Source organism: Vibrio agarivorans (assembly GCF_030409635.1).
Classification (GTDB): Bacteria; Pseudomonadota; Gammaproteobacteria; order Enterobacterales; family Vibrionaceae; genus Vibrio; species Vibrio agarivorans.
The window spans coordinates 819115-837525 of sequence record NZ_JAUFQF010000001.1 but is presented as its reverse complement, the minus strand read 5'-3'; the positions used below and the strand labels follow the sequence as shown (position 1 = coordinate 837525).

The following is an 18411-nucleotide window of genomic DNA, read 5'->3' as shown; positions in this document are numbered from 1 at the left end:
AATTGTAAACTTGAACGTTCTGTATTTTGTCTGTCCATGATTCAAAGTCGTGATTTTGAAGTTTTTAATTATAATTGTTTAGGGAAAATGATATGGCTTTTACTTTAGCACTTCCAAAAATCAATATTTCTGGTGAAGAGGCAATCAAGGAGTTCGTGGCACTTTTAGCGAACAAAAACAGTGGAAATGGATTCATCATCGCTGACCAAGCTTTAGAAAAGCTAGGTTTGTTAGAACCACTACTTAAAGAGCTAGACCAGAATCAACTCGTTTTTAGTTGTTTTACGGATACTGTTCCAAATCCGACAGTTAGTGTTGTAAATAGCGCTTTTGAAGCGTTTCAGGCTTCAGGTGCTGATTACATTATCGGTTTTGGTGGTGGTAGCGCCATTGATACAGCGAAAGCGGTGAAGATTCTAACAGCAAACCCAAAACCAATTACACTTTATACTGGTGTTGGTCATGTGAAGAACCCAGGTGTACCTCTTTATGCAATCAATACGACTGCTGGTACTGCTGCTGAGGTGACTAGCAACGCTGTAATTACAGATGAAGAAAATAAAGTGAAATGTGTCATTATCGATAGCAACATCATTCCAGATGCTTCAGTTAACGATCCTTCAATCATGCTAGGTTTGCCAGCAGACGTTACTGCTGCAACAGGGATGGATGCTCTCACTCATGCTATTGAAGCGTATGTTTCTGTTGGTGCGCATACTTTAACTGACCATTCAGCATTAGAATCTGTTCGTGTTATTAGTAAATACCTCCCACACACGGTGGAAGATGGTTCAAACTTCGAAGCTCGAGAAATGATGGCGCTAGGGCAGTTCTTAGCAGGTATGGCATTCAACAGTGCTGGTTTGGGGATGGTACATGCTATGGCACACCCAGCAGGTGCACACAAAAACCTTCCACATGGTGTTTGTAATGCGATTTTGTTACCGATTGTATGTGAGTTCAACCGACCTCACCGTGTAGAAAAGTTTGCTAATTTGGCATCGGCTTTGGGGTGCAAAACAGAAGGTTTGTCGCAAGAGCAAGCGAGCTTAGAGGCTGTTAGAGCTATTCGTGAACTGAGTGAAAGAGTCGGCATTCCGAAAGGTTTCGCAGAGTTTGGTGTGACTAAGCAGGATCTTGAATCGTGGGTAGAGAGCGCGCTAGCGGATCCATGTGCTGGTGGTAATCCAGTAGCGATGACTGCAGATGATGTACTTAATCTGTACGTTGAGTCTTTAGGAGCATAATGATCTGTTAGCTCACTCTATGAGTGACTAACGGCTTTGAGTATTCATTCAAAAATTTAATAAAACACCATTTCAATTTTGTGATATGGTGTTTTTTTGTTTTTACAGGGGTTATAAAATGTTCAGTGATTTAAAAGATAAACGCATCATTATTACAGGATCAACCAGTGGAATCGGTCTTTCAGCGGCAAAATTTCTCGCTTCTAGTGGTGCATTAGTCACATTGACCTCATATCGACCTCACGACAACATTGAACAAACAATTGCTGAGATAGAGTCCCTGGGTGGACGAGCTCAATTTTATCAGGTCGATTTTTCTAATGCTGAAGCCTGCGAAGAATTTGTGGCTATGTTTGTTGACCAGCATGGCGGTATTGATGTTCTAATTAATAATGTTGGCGGTTTGGTTGATAGGAAGCAATTAGAAGACATTGATGCTGAATTTTTTGATGATGTTGCGTACCTAAACATGCGTTCAGCTATGGATATGGTTCGTTTGTGTTTGCCACACCTGAAAACATCGGCTTCAACAAGTGACTGGTCTGCATCAGTGATTAGTGTTGGTTCAATCGCTGCGTATTCTGGTGGTGGCCCTGGAGCATCACTTTACGCCGCATCAAAAGCCTGGTTGCATACAGTGAACCGTTCTTGGGCAAAGAACTATGCTAAGGATAATGTGCGTTTTAATATTATTGCACCAGGTACGGTTGATACTGCATTTCATGCAGACAAAAATGATGCTGATAAAGAACGAATGAGTAAAGGGATTCCAATGGGGCGGTTGGGCACGGCAGATGAGATGGCGCCAACATTTGGTTACCTTGCTTCACATATTATGTCTGGTTATGTGACAGGGCAGATCCTGCATATCAATGGCGGGCAATACATGTCGTAATTCTTGACAAGATTAGATTTAAAGAATGATAAAAAAGCCAGTCGGGTTGTAACACCTGACTGGCTTAGGAAATAAACTTAGATGTCTAGATCAATCACTTGTAGATGAAGTGGGCGAGACGTGCCTTCAGAACGCTCCATTAAGTAGTAATATAACTTGCCATCTTTAATGTGAACTTTACCGTGACTAAACTGCTTGCCTGAGTCAGCCTCATAAACTCTCTCGAAGTCATTTGTACCGCCTTTCGCTTTTTCAACGTAAGGTCGACCTTGTTTATTTAAGCCAATGATATAAATATCATCCCCAGCGGTATGAATGTTGGTTGCACCAGCAAAGTCATCACTGATGATAAAGTCTTGCGCACCAGCAGGTTTATACGAATGAAGGTGAACCATCTCAAAATCTGGGCGTTTGTTGTCTCTAGATTTAACGCGACTAATGATATGAATGTCACCTTTTTCTGTTACAGTCCAGTCGAAGTTCTGGACGATATGAACTGAATCTTGTTCGGTGTGAGAGATATAGTCACCTGGCTCAAATACCTTAATTTCATCAGTATTGATTAGAGGAAAAGACATGCTTTCCCCTTTGTGGTTTTTCCAGTTACCTTCGCCACTTGGGTGGTCTGAGTAGGCATAAAATACACCGTTTTGGTACACGTATTTGTCATCACGTTTAGCACGTTGCTGGAAGCCAACTCTAAGCTTATCGTTGACATATTTCATGCTGCCGTAAAGGCCCCAATTATAGTCATTGCCGTGTGACTTTGCGTCAAGTACATTGAATTGGTTCCATTCTGTCCACTTACTTTCATCGGCATTATAGTGTGAGAAAACGTACCCCCCGTTATTATTGCCGCCCTTTCTCATATATACCAACAAGGTACCGTCAGCATTAGTAAAGAATGTTGGGTATGTTAATCCAGAGTAGTTGTCGTAATCGATTTCACCAGTCAAGCTGAGGTGCTTATAATCGTCAGGACCTTCAGCTACAGGTGAGGTATCTTTAATAAACTTATCTAACGTGAACTCATCATCTGATACATCTGCAGCACCAGGAACTGTGTATGAGTAACGGAAATAGTCATTGCTAAAGCTCCCATCAGCAGGACGATCAGTTCCATAGGCATGCATATCATAGAGCATATGAATAGTACCATCGATAGGGCTAATCGCGACGGAAATGTAGTTATGTGATTCACCGATATGTCTTTGACCCAGGAAGCCGGTGTGGCGATGTGGAAACTCAATGGTTTTTATTGTGCCAGTTTTTGTATTGTAACGAGAAAGCATCACCTCTCGATTTTGTTTGCCGCCTTTGTACCAAGTAAGGAATATGTAGTCTTTATATTTCTTTATACTATCGCCATGCGCTGAGATATGAGGCCCGAAGAAGTAGTCATAAGTTTCAGTTCCGTTATCTTCAGCAAAGCGAGCCACTTTTTTACCATCAAAATGCAACGCACCTTGAGTTATTTGCACTTCACTTTCTAATACTACAGATGCATTAACCATTCCCATTGGCATCAATAACATTGAGCCGATCAAAACATTTTTACGCAAAGCGTTATTTATTTTTTTCATTATTTTACCTGTGAGGTTTGTTTCATTTCACTATGGAAAAACTAACAGTCACGTATCAACCATCAAGTTTAAATTAATTCTACAAATCATAGGTTTAAATGAAAATGTCTTATGTTGCTTCACTATCGAACATATTTTGCCTAGCGTGTTCTGTCGGGTTGGCTAGAAGTGGTAGCGTATACATTAGCAATGCCTAATGTGTCAGTTGACGACGGTGCTTAGCCAGGGCGACCGCATGAGTGTCTAGTTTTTCACCACTTGACTGAAACCTGCATTTAATACCGCCTCTAGCATGGACGTATTCATCATACATCGCTTTTGTTTCCCTACTATGCTTAGTTTGGTTGGCTCTTCTCGGAGCATGTTTAAACTCATATGACGTAGGCATGATAGGTTCTTTGTATATCTGGCACGCATCTTCATTCATGGTGACATCAAGCACCCAGTGCATTGACTCTATGCCCCAATGCTCTCTGACTGCCATCGCAGCTTGCTCTGCACTCAGCTCTTTGGAGCTGATGTAATAACGGTACTCTAGGTCGACAGATTTACCTTTCTCAAGGCGAAAGTTTTCAACCATTACAATGCTCTTTAAGCCTTTCCAGCGAGCAAAGTTACCTTCAAGTTTTTACTATCAAGGACATAGCATTAGCGAGACTCTATACGGCCATGCCCTTGCTCAAGAGAGATGTCATCAGCTACATTGGCTCGCTGAGAAGAGAATGCCTTTTCTATTGCTTGTCGGAGTTTTCCTTGGTTGTTCTTTACAGCAAGCAAGTAGTCTCCACCTTGCTCTACAATGGCTTTAGCAATTTTGGTTTGGCAGGCCATAGCATCAATGGTTACTAGGGGTCCCTTGATATCGAGCATCTTAATCAGTTCAGGGATCGCTGTAATTTCATTACTTTTTTGTTCGGTTTTTAGCTGTCCCAGTACGAGCTTGTTTGACGACGCATAGGCGCTGGCCATATGAATGGTGCTCGCCCTGTCTTCACGATTATATGAGCCGCGAAGTGTCTTGCCATCCATCGCAATCACTTGACCTTCGGTAAGAGTATGTATTGACGACATCCAATTAACGAAACACTCATGAAATTGCTCAGGTTCAATAGTAGAAATGATACGAGCAATCGTGTCATCTGCAGGAATGCCATTCAAAAACAAATCATTACGCTTAAACCAATCATGATGGCCGAGAATGTACTCACGAATATCAAACCAGCCTTTCGCGCCTGCAATTACCGCACATAGCGAGCCAAAAAGGACATCAAACAGGCAATATGTGACCTTTGCACTTTGGCGTTGGTCGATAATCGTTTGAAAATGTTCTTTGAAGTGGTCAATGTGCATAATGCTCTCCCTAAAAGGGGAGTATATGATCACAGCTAAATGTGATCGTCAAATCGATCGTGGTTTTGATTAAAAAACGTTCACGATCTCACCCTGGGTGCTTAGCGTGGTGTGTGATGATTAACTTGATGGAGATAGACTAAAAAATCTTTGAAGGAAGCGTTGAGTTGTTGTGCCTAAATTCTAAAGGTGTTAGTTCACACTGCTTCTTAAACTGGCGAATAAAGTAACTGGTGTTGTTAAAACCAACACTTCGTGCAATGTCACTGATAGGCTTGTTGTTGTTGGCGAGTAGTTGCTTCGATTTTGAGATTCTCTGCTTATTGAGGTAGTGGTTAAAACCAACCTGAAGGTGGTCCTTAAACAAACGGCTAAAATAGAATGGGCTCAAGTCAACATGGTGAGCGACACAATCTAGAGTGAGTGGTGCTGACAAGTTTCTTTCAATAAATTCAATGGATTGCTCTATACGCAATTGGTTTTTTGATGACGGACGAGCAATGGAGGCTTCGCTACTGGCAAGTTCAGGATCGGTGATAAGTTTACTGGGAAGGTAATTATCAATTAGTGCTTTTAAAATGCTAGATGATGACTGCATCTTTTGTAAACGAACGTTAGGTAGGTCATCGTACATACGCTGGATCTCGTTGCTGTGTTGCCAGTCGTGTTTATGTTGAGTGATGACCGGAATCTGCTGTGCGTCAGCGATTTTCGCTTGTCCGCATTGCACAAAACCGAGTAGGCTACCTCCAACAATCAAGGGAATTGAAAAGTCCACTAACCCCATGTGGCATCGATAGAATGTCGTTTCTTTTTGTTGCAGCGCGGTGAGTCCTCCCACTCTGTCACATCGTTTGCAAATCTCAAACAGTGCATCTTTCGTTCTTACATGCTTACATAAAGGCGTAAAGTTGAATCGTGGTGATATCTCGTTCCCATCAAGATCGACGACAAGCACTGCAAACCCAGTAGCCATAGCAAAGTCATAAGCGATCTCTTTGATTGCATCACTCGATATCATCTTGTTCTCCTTAGTACATGTTTGTTTGGAGCTGTGATAGGCCCAAGAAACTTTAACACTGACATTGATTGAAATGTTTGACTTGTGACTCATCTTTAAATCGTGATGACAATAAATCTGTTATCACCATTGATACTATATAACTTTATTGCTTTTCTATAGCAATGAAGTTTTATTTTCCAGATGAAAATATTAACAAACGTTTCCTAATTGATTTTAAATTTGATCTAATTAACATAGTAGATGTTTTTAAGATATTTAGATTGGCAATAAATTGCTATCAATAACGCCATGTCGGACGGTGTAGGTGCTTTGTAAATGAAAAATAATTGCTCATTAACAATAGATTATTGTTTTTTATTTTGTGGGGAGAGCAACATTGTTTGATTGGTTATCGCTAATATTACCTCTAACCAAGCGAAAGGTTATGTCGGTCCTGACATTGCTATGAAATAACTCTATTGATGATGGTTCTATTATTTCATGCGTTCTAGAGCAAGCTTGGTTATTGATATAAAGCTGTTTATTAATTACTGAGACGAGGTGAATTTCATGCAACAAGAAGCGTTAGGAATGGTAGAAACACGTGGTTTGACAGCAGCAATTGAAGCAGCTGACACAATGGTCAAATCAGCAAATGTTCAATTAGTTGGATACGAAAAAATCGGTTCAGGATTAATTACTGTGGTTGTGCGTGGTGATGTTGGCGCTGTTAAAGCCGCAACCGATGCAGGTGCTTGTGCTGCGAGTAATGTTGGTGAGGTGATTGCTACTCACGTTATTCCTCGTCCACATACTGATGTTGAAGCTGTTTTACCTGCTGCTCTTCCTGCAACCGTTGCTTAAGGAAGATGCGCTATGACGACAATTACGACAGTAGATCAAATTATCTCTGATGTGTTGGAGAAAGTTGGTGAACACGGGGAAACGGTGATGGTTCCGGTCGAAACGGCCAACGTTGTTCCGGATGTTGTTCCAGGCTATTCCAGAGGCACAAAAAAAAGTGCGATGACAGAGTTTGTAGGTACAGCGATTGGCGACACCATTGGACTTGTGATTGCTAATGTCGACAACCAGCTTTTAGACGTGATGGATCTCGATAAGAAATATCGCTCAATTGGCATTTTAGGTGCTCGAACAGGTGCTGGACCTCATATTCTAGCTGCAGATGAAGCGGTAAAAGCAACCAATACAGAAGTGGTAAAAATCGAGCTAGCTCGCGATACCAAGGGTGGAGCAGGTCACGGTTCACTGATTATTTTTGGTGGCTCTGATGTCTCTGATGTCAAGCGAGCGGTAGAGGTTGCATTAAGCCAGTTGGATAGAACATTTGGTGATGTTTATGCCAATGATGCTGGGCATATCGAACTTCAATACAGTGCTCGTGCCAGTTATGCGTTAGAGAAAGCGTTTGGTGCACCTTTAGGTCGTGCTTGCGGTGTCATCGTTGGTGCTCCAGCATCAATTGGTGTGTTGATGGCAGACAGTGCCTTGAAAGCGGCCAATGTCAACACCGTAGCGTACAGCTCACCTTCGAACGGCACAAGCTTCTCTAATGAAGCTATTTTGGTTATCTCCGGTGACTCTGGAGCGGTGCGACAAGCGGTTTCAACCGCGAGAGACACCGGTGTGAGTTTGCTTGAAACCATGGCAGGCCCAGCCCCATCAGCGACGAAACCTTATATCTAGGCCGTAGAAGGATAAAAACAATGAAACCTGTATCCCAAGGATTTAGTGAGCCTACCAACCGTGTAGAGTCACTACGAAATCAAATTTTAGATGCGGTACCATGTATTGAAACCGCACGAGCAATGTCGATTACTGCTTCATATAAAGAAACGGAAGGTCAACCAGCGATCATTCGCCGTGCTAAGGCATTCGAGCGTATTTTATTAGAGCTACCTGTTGTGATCCGTGATGGTGAACTAGTGGTCGGCAGTGCAACCATCGAGCCACGTTCTTCGCAGATCTATCCCGAGTTTTCCAATACATGGATTCAAGATGAATTTGAGCGTGTTGGTCAGCGCAGTGGTGACTCTTTCCAAATTTCGGAGCAGTCAAAACAGCAACTTCGTGAGGTTTTCCCCTACTGGCAAGGAAAAACAACGAGTGAATTAGCCACATCTTATATGTCTAATGAAACTCAGGCATGTATGGATGCAGGTGTATTCACCGTCGGCAACTACTACATGAATGGTGTTGGTCATATTTCTGTCGACTATGCCAAGGTACTGAAAGTTGGCTACCAAGGCATCATCAAAGAAGTTGCGGAACATATGATTGCGGCGGACAAAACTGACCCTAACTACATTAAGCAGGAGCAGTTCTACAAAGGGGTGATTATCTCTTGTAATGCTGCTATTCAGTTTGCTCACCGTTATGCAGTTAAAGCTGAAGAGTTGGCGCAATCAGCGGTTGGTACTCGTAAAGCCGAACTGTTAAAAATTGCTGAAACTTGCCGTCGCGTGCCAGAGCAGGGCGCAACAAATTTCTATGAAGCATGTCAGTCATTCTGGTTTGTTCACCTAATGATTGGTTTGGAGTCAAATGGTCACTCGATTTCACCTACGCGCTTTGACCAATACATGAACCCATACTTCGAGATGGACAAGCAGATCTCGTCAGAGGATGCTCAAGAGCTCATTGATTGTATCTGGGTGAAATTGAATGACATCAACAAAGTGCGTGATGAGGTTTCAACCAATGCGTTTGGTGGTTATCCGATGTTCCAAAACCTGATTGTGGGTGGTCAGGATAGCAAGGGTGAAGATTCGACGAATACCTTGTCGTATATGTGTATGGAAGCCACAGCACACGTTCGTTTACCTCAACCTTCGTTCTCTGTACGTGTTTGGTCAAAAACGCCCGATCAGTTCTTACTTAAAGCGTGTGAGCTAAGCCGCTTAGGTCTTGGTGTTCCGGCGTTCTATAACGATGAAGTGATTGTCACTGCATTAGTCAACCGTGGTCTAACACTACAAGATGCACGCCAATATGGGATTATCGGTTGTGTTGAGCCTCAATGCCCTGGTAAGACGGAAGGGTGGCATGACTCTGCTTTCTTCAACTTAGGAAAGCTATTAGAAATTTCACTTAATGGAGGTCAGGTATCAGGTCAACAATTAGGTCCAGTAACCCCTCAATTGACAGAATTTAAGTCTTTTGACGCTGTGATGGAAGCCTACCGCAAGCAAGCTGAATATTTCGTATTCCACTTAATCACAGCAGATAACTGTGTAGACATTGCACACGCTGAGCGTGCTCCATTGCCGTTCTTGTCATGTATGGTTGATGACTGCATAGGGGATGGTAAATCACTGCAAGAAGGTGGTGCACACTATAACTTTAGTGGACCGCAAGGGGTTGGAGCAGCGAACGTTGGTGATTCAATGGCTGCTATTAAGAAACTCATTTTTGATGAGGGTAAGCTTTCTTTGGCGCAATTGAAACAAGCGCTTGATAGTAACTTTGAAGGTGACAGCCTACCAGTGTCGTCTGCTAACGACGACCCAGCATACGACATGGTTATGGATGCCGTTAAGAAAGTGCTGGCCGAAACCACAACAGCTTCGCTCATCAATAAAGATGCAATTAAGCGTGATGTTGTCGCGTTGACACAAAATAGAAACTCAACCTCTGTGCGCCAAATGTTGATTGATGCGCCTAAATTTGGTAACGACATTGATGAAGTGGACTTGCTCACACGAGAGGGTTCAGCTATCTATTGTCGTGAGGTTGAAAAATACACCAACCCTCGTGGAGGTTCGTTCCAAGCGGGTCTCTATCCTGCCTCTATTAATGTGCTTATGGGTACGGCTGTTGGTGCGACACCGGATGGACGTATGGCGGGTGAGCCTTTGGCTGATGGCGTGTCTCCAAGCCGTGGTATGGACCGCAGTGGCCCAACGGCAGCAACGAACTCTGTTGCAAAATTGGACCACTTCCTCGCGTCAAACGGTACTTTATACAATCAGAAGTTCCACCCCTCTGCACTGCAGGGAGAGTCAGGTCTAAGCAACATGGGTGCGCTTATCCGAAGTTACTTTGACCATAAGGGCATGCACGTACAGTTTAATGTGGTTAACCGAGATACCTTAGTCAAAGCTCAGGAAGAGCCAGACAACTACCGTGATCTCGTGATTCGTATCGCTGGTTACAGTGCACAGTTCATCTCTTTGGATAAGAGTATCCAAGACGACATTATTGAGCGTACAGAACATATGTTTTAAACCCTCAATACTCCACATGCAGGCTGAATGCTTCGAAATATGTCTGTATGTGGAGGCGTCTAAAATCAAGTTCTAGAAGGTTATCCTATGTTAGATAGTCACACTCAAGGTACTGTATTTAATATCCAAAAATTTTCGTTACACGATGGTCCAGGAATAAGAACGATCGTGTTTCTAAAAGGGTGTTATTTATCTTGTAAGTGGTGCAGTAACCCAGAGTCACAAAAATTTAAGCCATCGGTATTTTTTGAAAAAGAAAAGTGTATTGGTTGTGGTAAATGCGCTGCATCTTGCCCGCAACAAGCGATTAGCTTGGAAAGGTATAGTCGTATTGATCACCAAAAATGCGTTGGTTGTGGCACTTGCACAGAAATCTGTCCAACAGGGGCACTAACGCTGTCAGGTAAAACAATGACAGTGAAAGAAGTGCTTGATGAGGTGTGCAAAGATGAAGTTCATTATCGTCGTTCCAATGGTGGATTGACCCTTTCGGGAGGAGAGCCGCTAGCTCAGCCAGATTTTGTCGAAGCTCTACTTAAAGAGGCGAAAAGTCGTGGCCTTCACACCGCAATGGAAACAACAGGTATTGCGAGCACTGATGTATTAAACCGAATCATCCCTTTATTGGATGTGGTTCTTCTTGATATTAAAACCTTCTATCGAGTTCAACATGAAAAATATACTGGCTTGCCAAATGATGTTGTTCTTGCAAATGCTTTAACTATCTCCAAATTAGCGAAACAAGTCTCCGTCAGAGTTCCACTAATACCGAACTTTAATAGTGACGAGCAAAGCGTTAGAGCAATCGCAATGTTTGCAACTCATATGGATAACGTAGCGAGATTGCACTTGCTTCCTTATCATAATTTTGGTCAAAGTAAATATAATTTATTAGGTGTTGATTATTATTGCGATGGATTTAATACCCCGCCAAACAAAGAAGTAAATAGATATAAAGAGATTGTGGAATCAGTTGGTATCGAGTGTGTCATTGGTGGGTAAATAAAGGAAACGAAGATGAGTCTACTTAAAGATAAAACACTATTTCACCAATGTGTCTCTGAGTTCTTGGGGCTGGGTATCGTCATTTTCTTCGGCGTCAGTTGCCTAGCGGCGTCAGTCGTCGCTGGTATGAACTTCAGCCTTTGGGAAATCTGTATCGTCTGGGGTGTCGCTTTTGCGCTTGGGATATACCTAAGTGCTGGTGTTTCCGGCGCACATCTTAACCCTGCCGTTACGATTGCTCTTTGGCGCTTTGCCAATTTTGATAAAAAAAAGGTCTTGCCCTATATCGCAGCTCAAACCGCAGGCGCGTTTGCAGGAGCAGGCTTGGCTTTTCTCATCTATCACAATCTATTTGATGTCTACGAAATGGCCAATGGGATTACTCGAGGCAGTCAAGAGAGTTTGGGCCTGGCGAGTCTTTTCAGTACTTATCCTCATGCTGATATCAGTATCTTCCAAGCAGCCATCGTTGAGTTTGTTATCACTGCAATATTGATGCTGTTGATTATGGCACTCACTGATGATGGAAATGGTTTACCTCGAGGGCCATTAGCCCCGTTGCTTATTGGCTTGTTGGTCGCTGTTATTGGAGCCGCAACTGCACCTTTAACCGGGTTTGCTATGAATCCAGCACGTGACCTTGGTCCAAAGGTATTCACCGCAATGAGTGGTTGGGGTGGGATTGCCTTTACGGGCGGTCATGCTATTCCATATTTCATCATCCCAATCGTCGCTCCAATCCTTGGTGCCTGTGCTGGTGCAGCATTGTATTCCTGCAAACCTGCAGAAAAAACAGACGACACTCCTGTATCAGACAATGAACAAGTCGATACAGCATAAAAAAGCACTGTGTTGGGTAGGCGGTATTCCTACCCAACCTGACCCCACTGCTCGATGAAAAATAAACAAGTAATAGGTAAACACAATGAAAAACTCATTTGGAATGGTTGAAGTTGCAGGCCTTGCATTAGCAGTCACAGTTGCGGATGTTATGGCTAAGTCTGCCAATATTGAAATCCTGGGATTGGAAAGAACTAATGGGTCTGGCTGGATTTTGATAAAAATATCAGGTGATGTTGGCTCAGTGACAGCGGCAGTAGAATCAGGTGTAGCACTGGCGCAGCGGCAACAAGGTTTGGTAAGCCACAAAGTGATTGCTCGTCCAGCAGACGGGTTAGGTTCGTTATGGAATCCACTGAAAGTTTATGAAGCTCCTGCTGCGAATACTAAAAAGCCAATTCGCACAACAACTAAGCCTAAAACCTCAGCGGCACAAAGTGGTACTTCAACAAAAGCTCAAGCAGCCAAACCAACAACAACTGCTAAGTCTAGACCAAAGAAAACCACCAGTTCGTCTTCAGAATCGGTCGCTGAAATAGAAGATAAAGAAGGTAGTAAAGCATGAGCACGATAGACGTTGAGCAGATTACTGCGCAGGTTGTAGACAGCCTGCGCCATCGTGATATTCCTATTGGTATCTCTAACCGCCATGTTCATCTGTCTCAGTCTGACTTTGCTCAACTATTTCCGGGTCAACAGATTGGTGTAGCAAAGTCTTTAATGCAGCCAGGACATTTTGCAGCGACTCAAACAGTGACTTTAAAAGGGCCAAAAGGTCAAATCGAAAAGGTACGTATTCTTGGACCGCTGCGCTCTTATAGTCAGGTAGAAGTTTCAGCCACTCAAGCGCGAGAGCTAGGGATAAGAGCGCCTGTTCGAATGTCAGGTGATTTGGAGGGGACACCGGGGATTGAAATCATTAGTGAGTTTGGGACGGTGAATCTAACTAAAGGCGTGATTATCGCTAAGCGCCATATTCACATGAACAGTCTTGATGCTTTGCTTTTTGGTTTAGAGGATTTGCAAACGGTGGATGTGATGGCTGGTGAGCCGGAAAGAGCAGTGTTGTTTAAAGACGTTATTGTTCGAGTCGATCCTTCGTTAGTGCTCGAAATGCACTTAGATACAGATGAAGCGAACGCAGCTGGATTGAAAGGTTCAGAGGACTGCGGAAAGATTGTATTTAATAAGCCGAAGTAAAGCCTATGTCTAAAACGTTATCACAAGAGCAACGGGCTGTCGCTCTGCACCACAGTGACCTAGAGCTCGGACTGTCTGGAGTAATTAGCCGTGCGCCGGAATGTGGTGTTGAAGAAATACAGATCGTATTACCTGACCTGCCGTTTCTAAAATCACTGTGTGAATTTGATAGTACACATAAAGCGGTTAATACCGTACTTGAGGCATGGTCCATCGGGCTAAAAACCGTGTTGGTGGTGCACCGGCAGTTGATTCCATTGCTCAGTGCAGATCGTTTAGGGCTACTACCAATGACGATCCGAGATCATAAAGGGTTAGAGGTCTATTGGTGTGACAAACCGTGGCTCAATTATCGTGATGTCGCGCTGTACGCTAACTGCTGGTTAGTAACCAGGAAAGATGTGCGACTCACGGATTTAGCCAATGAGCACTTACAAGAACATCAAGTGTCTCTGGCATGCCTAAGGAGGTGATATGTATTTAGCAAAAGTGATTGGCTCTACTGTCGTTCCTCAGAAAATTCCCGCACTTGTGGGAAAAAAAATAATGTTGGTTGAACCCATAACGACAGAGGGGACCGCCGTATCTGGTCTCCAAAAGGTTGTCGTCGATGCAGTGGGCGCTGGTGTAACAGATACTGTCATTGTCTCTCAGGGCACCGCGGCACGAATCTATTTTAACGAACCCAATAATGGCATCGATGAAGCGATTGTCGGCATTGTCGACAGCATAAATTGCGATTGATAACGGTGAAGTATGAGTGCTTGCTTAAACATAATTAATTAGGTTCACAGAGAGTTGAAGATGGACCAATTGTAATGAATACAAGGAAATTGAGTAGGATATGAATAATCAAGAGATCGACCTGTTAGTAAAAGACATATTAGCGCAAAGTGCGCAAACATCGAACCAAACGTCATCAGATCCTATCTGCGGTGCCCGCTTTGAACATGTTAATGCTGCTGTAGCGGCTGCAAAGCAGGCATTTAGTCAGTTAAATACAGGGCCAATGTCAGTGCGCCAACAAATTGTGAGTACCCTTCGTAAGGTGCTAGCTGATGACATTCCCGAGCTTGCTGAACGTGCATGGCGCGAGACGGGGATGGGCAACGTTGCCGACAAAATTCAGAAAAACACCATCGCACTTTTCAATACTCCTGGTACAGAGGACTTAGCGACAACTGCCATGACGGGGGATGGAGGCATGACCCTGTTTGAGTATTCACCTTATGGTGTTATAGGTGCGATTGCACCGAGTACTAACCCAACAGAAACCATTATTAATAACGCGATTGGAATGATTGCCGCGGGCAATGCTGTCGTCTTTAGTGCTCACCCTGGCGCCAAAGAGGTATCTACTTGGCTGATCAATAAGGTGGAGCAAGCGATTTATGATTGTTGTGGTATCCGCAACTTGGTGGTGAGCGTCGCAAAACCGAGCTTTGATGCGACAAAAGCAATGATGACTCATGCTGATGTACCGTTGTTGGTGGTAACAGGTGGTCCAGGTATCGTCAATATGGCAATGAAAACAGGCAAGAAGGTGATCGGAGCTGGAGCGGGTAACCCTCCAGTGATTGTTGATGAAACTGCTGATATCAATAAAGCGTCACAAGATATTATTTGCGGTGCATCGTTTGATTTCAACTTGCCATGCATTGCTGAAAAAGCGGTTGTGGTTGTTGAATCAGTCGCGAGTCAGTTGTTAAACGCCTTTGCAAGTCATGGGGCATGTTGGGTGAAAGACAAAGCGGATATTGACCGCCTGCGACTGGTCGCGATTGGAGAGAGTGGTGAAGCCAATAAAGCGTTAGTTGGCCAGAGTCCGTCAACCATTTTAGAGGCCGCCGGAGTGCAGTTTAACGGTGCGCCCAAACTTGTTGTTGTCTCTGTAGAAGCGAATGATCCACTAATGACTGTTGAGCAGCTAATGCCACTTCTTCCAGTCGCAACAGCGGAAGATTTCGAACAAGCACTACAAATCGCCCTTGAAGTTGAAGGGGGGAATTTACATACCGCGGTTATGCACTCTAAGAATATCGACCATCTAAACCGAGCTGCTCGTGCAATGCGTACCAGTATTTTTGTCAAAAATGCCCCGTCTTACGCGGGAATCGGTGCAGGGGATGAAGGCTTTACCACCTTTACTATCGCTACACCAACCGGAGAAGGCACGACTTCTGCCCGTTCATTTGCTCGACTTCGCCGCTGTGTGCTTAGCGAAGCATTTAATATTCGATAAGAGGCAGATATGCGTAAATTTTCGATACCAACCACGATATACAGTGGTAATGCGAGCATAGATGAACTGAGCAGTATTGTGCAAAGCCGTATACTCATTATTTGCGACCAATTTCTTGCAGGTAGCGAAGCATTAAAGCGCATAGTCGATCAATTATGTTTAGAAAATCAGGTTGATTTGTATTGTGATGTGACCCCAGATCCAAGTACTGATGATGTTGCTAAAGGGGTGGAAGCATTAGCCGCTTTTTCTCCAGATGTACTGATTGCTTACGGTGGCGGATCGGCCATTGACTTGAGTAAAGCAGTGCGCTTTTGCGCTCGCGAACATGGTATTGAAGTGGCACGCTTCATTGCTGTACCGACCACCAGTGGCACGGGTTCTGAAGTGACACAAATCAGTGTGATATCAGTGAGTGAGTATGGAGTCAAAGTCCCTTTGGTTGATGATGCTTTACTGCCTGATGTGGCAATTTTAGACCCGATGCAGACGGTTACTGTTCCACCCGCAGTGACGGCCAATACTGGAATAGATGTGTTGACGCATGCCATTGAAGCTATGGTTTCAGTCGACAGTGACGACTTTAGTAATGCCTTGGCGGAAAAAGCCATTACGTTAGTGTTCAAGTATTTAAAGCCAGCCTATGAAGATGGCAATAACCTCAAAGCACGGCAAAAATTGCTCAACGCCTCATGCCTTGCAGGCTTAGCGTTTAATCATGCTGGATTGGGCTTGACTCATGCGATTGCACACCAATTAGGCGCGTCTTTGCATATTCCTCATGGACTTGCGAACGCGTTATTACTGACAGAAGTGATGGAATACAACTGTCGCTGTAAGCGAAGTGAAGAGACTTATGCTGTCATCGCACGCTGCTTGGGGTTTGTCCCACGTCATACAGATTGCCGTACTGGAGCCAAAGCGTTAATCAAAGAAACGGCGGCATTAATCGCATCAGTAGGAATTTCAGCAACGAGTGCGAGGCTTCAACTTAACCATAAACATGATCACAACTTAATTGAAACAATGGCTCAGCAAGCACTGGGAGATATCACGATAAAAACAAGTCCTGTAAAGCCAAGTATCGACGAGGTTTCACAGATATTACAGGCAATATAGCGCAATCGCTCAGGAGGTAAAAATGTTAGATAACCGCTTACAAAATCCACTGCCGGCTACCTCGCAAGAGCGTATTGTCCAAGAGCATGTACCGGGAAAAGAAGTGACATTGATCCACATTATCGCGAATCCAGGGTCAGAGGTTGTGAGTCGTCTTAATTATAGTTCTGAAGGGAATGCGATTGGCTTAATGACCATTTCACCTGGCGAAGCAGCCATCATTGCTGCGGACCTCGCTACGAAATCAGGTTCGGTATCTCTTCAACAGGTCGATACGGGCAATGGTTCGGTTGTGCTTAAGGGAGATGTTTCGTCGGTAGAGTATGCCTTGGGGTATGTGAGAGAAGTCCTGACGGATGTAATGAAATTTGCTGTCTGCCCAATAACCAGAACTTAACGCGTTTAAACAAAAAGTCATGCACAGGTAAGTGCAGTGAACCAAAACAGTAAGTAATACAAGGGAGTATCATGAACAAGTTTGTTCTATCTATAAATGCAGGAAGCTCATCGCTTAAGTTTCAACTCATTTTGATGCCTGATGAGTGTTGTATTATGTCTGGTCTTTTTGAAGGTAAACGAACCGCATTAACAAAATTCAAAGTGAACACAAGGCAAAATCATAAATTTGAAGTGAATGGTGGTTGGGATTTTTCTGCTGCGGTCGACTTTCTCATGCAGTATTTGAAAGAGGAAAAAATCATTCAAAGTGTGGATGAAATTTACTGTGTGGGTCATCGAGTGGCACACGGGGGTGAAGAGTATTCCCAACCAGTGATGATCACTGAACAGGTAAAAAACTCGATTCTGTCCTTATCCAAGCTCGCCCCGATTCATAACCCAATCAATCTACTGTGTATTGAAGCCTTTGAAGATCGATTGCCTGGCGTACCCCAAGTTGCGGTCTTTGATACAGCCTTTCACCAAACACTACCGCAGGAACAATACCTTTATCCATTGCCGTACACACTCTATGAGGAGTACGGGATACGTAAGTTTGGCTTTCACGGCACGAGCCATCAATATGTGAATAGTGTCGTCGCAAAGCAATGCTCTCCAATTGAAAGCAAACGAATAATCTCTTGTCATTTGGGATCTGGCGCCAGCATTTGCGCGATTGAAGATGGAAAATCTGTTGCAACAACGATGGGTTACACCCCTTTGGCAGGCTTAATGATGGGGACACGGTGTGGTGACATTGACCCGTCACTGCCACTTTATCTGGCTCAGAATACACCTATGAGCATTAATGATGTGTCCAATATGATGAACAACGCTTCAGGTCTTTTGGGGGTATCTGAACTTTCAGATGATTGTCGTGTTCTTCAAAGAGCGAGTGAGCAGGGAGATGAGCGTGCAGCACTTGCATTGCGGATGTTTGCGAACAAGGTGAAAGAAACCATAGGGCGTTATTGCTCAGTATTAGATGGATTGGACACACTGGTGTTCACGGGAGGAATCGGTGAGAACTCAGCCTATATTCGTCAACAAGTTTTGGACTCTCTTAGTTATCTCGGAATTAGATATTGTGAAGCAAGTAATGAACAGAATCATAGCGTGTTAAGTCAACCAGATTCTCAAATAAAAGTACTCATTGTGAATACAGATGAGGAGTTAATGATTGCGAGAGAAACCGTTAGGGTGCTCACCCATCAAAGCGAACCAAATAATTCTAATTAATCG

17 protein-coding genes and 1 pseudogene are annotated in these 18411 nt (G+C 43.7%); 15 read left to right on the top strand and 3 right to left on the bottom strand.

Features of this window, described 5'->3' with window-relative positions; all coding sequences use genetic code 11:
* Nucleotides 1-92: 92 nt before the first annotated feature.
* Both QWZ05_RS03570 and QWZ05_RS03565 read left to right on the top strand, forming a co-directional pair.
* The gene (locus tag QWZ05_RS03570) at nucleotides 93-1247 is read left to right on the top strand and encodes an iron-containing alcohol dehydrogenase (RefSeq protein ID WP_290296590.1); all 1155 of its coding nucleotides are present in this window, start codon (nucleotides 93-95) and stop codon (nucleotides 1245-1247) included.
* A 118-nt stretch (nucleotides 1248-1365) separates the two neighbouring features.
* A complete protein-coding gene (locus QWZ05_RS03565) occupies nucleotides 1366-2142 on the top strand; it encodes an SDR family NAD(P)-dependent oxidoreductase (RefSeq protein WP_290296588.1) in 777 nt (258 codons plus the stop codon).
* Between the two features lie 77 nt (nucleotides 2143-2219).
* On the opposite strand, the gene QWZ05_RS03560 is transcribed toward QWZ05_RS03565, so the two are convergent.
* The 3 genes and pseudogenes from QWZ05_RS03560 to QWZ05_RS03550 form a co-directional block, all read right to left on the bottom strand.
* Nucleotides 2220-3725, bottom strand: coding sequence for a BNR-4 repeat-containing protein (locus QWZ05_RS03560; protein ID WP_290296586.1), 1506 nt, complete (start codon nucleotides 3723-3725; stop codon nucleotides 2220-2222).
* A 243-nt stretch (nucleotides 3726-3968) separates the two neighbouring features.
* Nucleotides 3969-5075: pseudogene (locus tag QWZ05_RS03555) on the bottom strand (ISAs1 family transposase).
* 139 nt (nucleotides 5076-5214) lie between these two features.
* Nucleotides 5215-6096, bottom strand: coding sequence for a PocR ligand-binding domain-containing protein (locus QWZ05_RS03550; RefSeq protein ID WP_290296584.1), 882 nt, complete (start codon nucleotides 6094-6096; stop codon nucleotides 5215-5217).
* A 552-nt stretch (nucleotides 6097-6648) separates the two neighbouring features.
* Between QWZ05_RS03550 and pduA the strand changes: the two genes are divergently transcribed.
* From pduA to QWZ05_RS03485, 13 genes are all read left to right on the top strand, one after another.
* Nucleotides 6649-6942 (top strand): propanediol utilization microcompartment protein PduA, encoded by a 294-nt coding sequence (gene pduA, locus QWZ05_RS03545; RefSeq protein WP_164650344.1) that lies wholly within the window; start codon nucleotides 6649-6651, stop codon nucleotides 6940-6942.
* A 12-nt stretch (nucleotides 6943-6954) separates the two neighbouring features.
* Nucleotides 6955-7785 (top strand): propanediol utilization microcompartment protein PduB, encoded by an 831-nt coding sequence (pduB, locus tag QWZ05_RS03540; RefSeq protein WP_290296581.1) that lies wholly within the window; start codon nucleotides 6955-6957, stop codon nucleotides 7783-7785.
* 20 nt (nucleotides 7786-7805) lie between these two features.
* Nucleotides 7806-10325, top strand: coding sequence for a glycyl radical protein (locus tag QWZ05_RS03535; RefSeq protein WP_290296579.1), 2520 nt, complete (start codon nucleotides 7806-7808; stop codon nucleotides 10323-10325).
* An 87-nt stretch (nucleotides 10326-10412) separates the two neighbouring features.
* Nucleotides 10413-11327: a glycyl-radical enzyme activating protein gene (locus QWZ05_RS03530; RefSeq protein ID WP_290296577.1), complete on the top strand. Its 915-nt coding sequence runs from the start codon at nucleotides 10413-10415 to the stop codon at nucleotides 11325-11327.
* 15 nt (nucleotides 11328-11342) lie between these two features.
* Nucleotides 11343-12170, top strand: coding sequence for an MIP/aquaporin family protein (locus QWZ05_RS03525; protein ID WP_290296576.1), 828 nt, complete (start codon nucleotides 11343-11345; stop codon nucleotides 12168-12170).
* Between the two features lie 85 nt (nucleotides 12171-12255).
* Entirely contained in the window at nucleotides 12256-12735 is a 480-nt protein-coding gene (locus tag QWZ05_RS03520; protein ID WP_290296575.1) for a BMC domain-containing protein, read from the top strand.
* A complete protein-coding gene (locus QWZ05_RS03515) occupies nucleotides 12732-13370 on the top strand; it encodes a phosphate propanoyltransferase (RefSeq protein ID WP_290296574.1) in 639 nt (212 codons plus the stop codon). The genes QWZ05_RS03520 and QWZ05_RS03515 overlap by 4 nt, the downstream gene beginning before the upstream one ends.
* A 5-nt stretch (nucleotides 13371-13375) precedes the next feature.
* Nucleotides 13376-13843, top strand: a complete 468-nt coding sequence (pduM, locus tag QWZ05_RS03510) for a PduM family microcompartment protein (protein ID WP_290296573.1) — start codon at nucleotides 13376-13378, stop codon at nucleotides 13841-13843.
* A 1-nt stretch (nucleotide 13844) separates the two neighbouring features.
* Complete coding sequence (locus tag QWZ05_RS03505; RefSeq protein ID WP_290296572.1) at nucleotides 13845-14114, top strand: EutN/CcmL family microcompartment protein; 270 nt, start codon at nucleotides 13845-13847, stop codon at nucleotides 14112-14114.
* A gap of 100 nt (nucleotides 14115-14214) precedes the next feature.
* Entirely contained in the window at nucleotides 14215-15612 is a 1398-nt protein-coding gene (locus QWZ05_RS03500) for an aldehyde dehydrogenase family protein (RefSeq protein WP_290296569.1), read from the top strand.
* A gap of 9 nt (nucleotides 15613-15621) precedes the next feature.
* Nucleotides 15622-16731 carry an iron-containing alcohol dehydrogenase gene (locus QWZ05_RS03495; protein WP_290296567.1) on the top strand — a complete coding sequence of 370 codons (1110 nt, stop codon included), beginning with the start codon at nucleotides 15622-15624 and terminating at the stop codon, nucleotides 16729-16731.
* Between the two features lie 22 nt (nucleotides 16732-16753).
* Nucleotides 16754-17128, top strand: a complete 375-nt coding sequence (locus tag QWZ05_RS03490; RefSeq protein ID WP_264876498.1) for a BMC domain-containing protein — start codon at nucleotides 16754-16756, stop codon at nucleotides 17126-17128.
* Nucleotides 17129-17199: 71 nt separating this feature from the next.
* Nucleotides 17200-18408, top strand: coding sequence for an acetate/propionate family kinase (locus QWZ05_RS03485; RefSeq protein ID WP_290296564.1), 1209 nt, complete (start codon nucleotides 17200-17202; stop codon nucleotides 18406-18408).
* Nucleotides 18409-18411 lie beyond the last annotated feature (3 nt).

What these genes read in the sequence shown, in the direction of transcription:
- QWZ05_RS03570 (WP_290296590.1), top strand. Translation starts at nt 93, where the DNA reads ATGGCTTTTACTTTAGCACTTCCAAAAATCAATATTTCTGGTGAAGAG.
- QWZ05_RS03565 (WP_290296588.1), top strand. Translation starts at nt 1,366, where the DNA reads ATGTTCAGTGATTTAAAAGATAAACGCATCATTATTACAGGATCAACC.
- QWZ05_RS03560 (WP_290296586.1), bottom strand. Translation starts at nt 3,725, where the DNA reads ATGAAAAAAATAAATAACGCTTTGCGTAAAAATGTTTTGATCGGCTCA.
- QWZ05_RS03550 (WP_290296584.1), bottom strand. Translation starts at nt 6,096, where the DNA reads ATGATATCGAGTGATGCAATCAAAGAGATCGCTTATGACTTTGCTATG.
- pduA (WP_164650344.1), top strand. Translation starts at nt 6,649, where the DNA reads ATGCAACAAGAAGCGTTAGGAATGGTAGAAACACGTGGTTTGACAGCA.
- pduB (WP_290296581.1), top strand. Translation starts at nt 6,955, where the DNA reads ATGACGACAATTACGACAGTAGATCAAATTATCTCTGATGTGTTGGAG.
- QWZ05_RS03535 (WP_290296579.1), top strand. Translation starts at nt 7,806, where the DNA reads ATGAAACCTGTATCCCAAGGATTTAGTGAGCCTACCAACCGTGTAGAG.
- QWZ05_RS03530 (WP_290296577.1), top strand. Translation starts at nt 10,413, where the DNA reads ATGTTAGATAGTCACACTCAAGGTACTGTATTTAATATCCAAAAATTT.
- QWZ05_RS03525 (WP_290296576.1), top strand. Translation starts at nt 11,343, where the DNA reads ATGAGTCTACTTAAAGATAAAACACTATTTCACCAATGTGTCTCTGAG.
- QWZ05_RS03520 (WP_290296575.1), top strand. Translation starts at nt 12,256, where the DNA reads ATGAAAAACTCATTTGGAATGGTTGAAGTTGCAGGCCTTGCATTAGCA.
- QWZ05_RS03515 (WP_290296574.1), top strand. Translation starts at nt 12,732, where the DNA reads ATGAGCACGATAGACGTTGAGCAGATTACTGCGCAGGTTGTAGACAGC.
- pduM (WP_290296573.1), top strand. Translation starts at nt 13,376, where the DNA reads ATGTCTAAAACGTTATCACAAGAGCAACGGGCTGTCGCTCTGCACCAC.
- QWZ05_RS03505 (WP_290296572.1), top strand. Translation starts at nt 13,845, where the DNA reads ATGTATTTAGCAAAAGTGATTGGCTCTACTGTCGTTCCTCAGAAAATT.
- QWZ05_RS03500 (WP_290296569.1), top strand. Translation starts at nt 14,215, where the DNA reads ATGAATAATCAAGAGATCGACCTGTTAGTAAAAGACATATTAGCGCAA.
- QWZ05_RS03495 (WP_290296567.1), top strand. Translation starts at nt 15,622, where the DNA reads ATGCGTAAATTTTCGATACCAACCACGATATACAGTGGTAATGCGAGC.
- QWZ05_RS03490 (WP_264876498.1), top strand. Translation starts at nt 16,754, where the DNA reads ATGTTAGATAACCGCTTACAAAATCCACTGCCGGCTACCTCGCAAGAG.
- QWZ05_RS03485 (WP_290296564.1), top strand. Translation starts at nt 17,200, where the DNA reads ATGAACAAGTTTGTTCTATCTATAAATGCAGGAAGCTCATCGCTTAAG.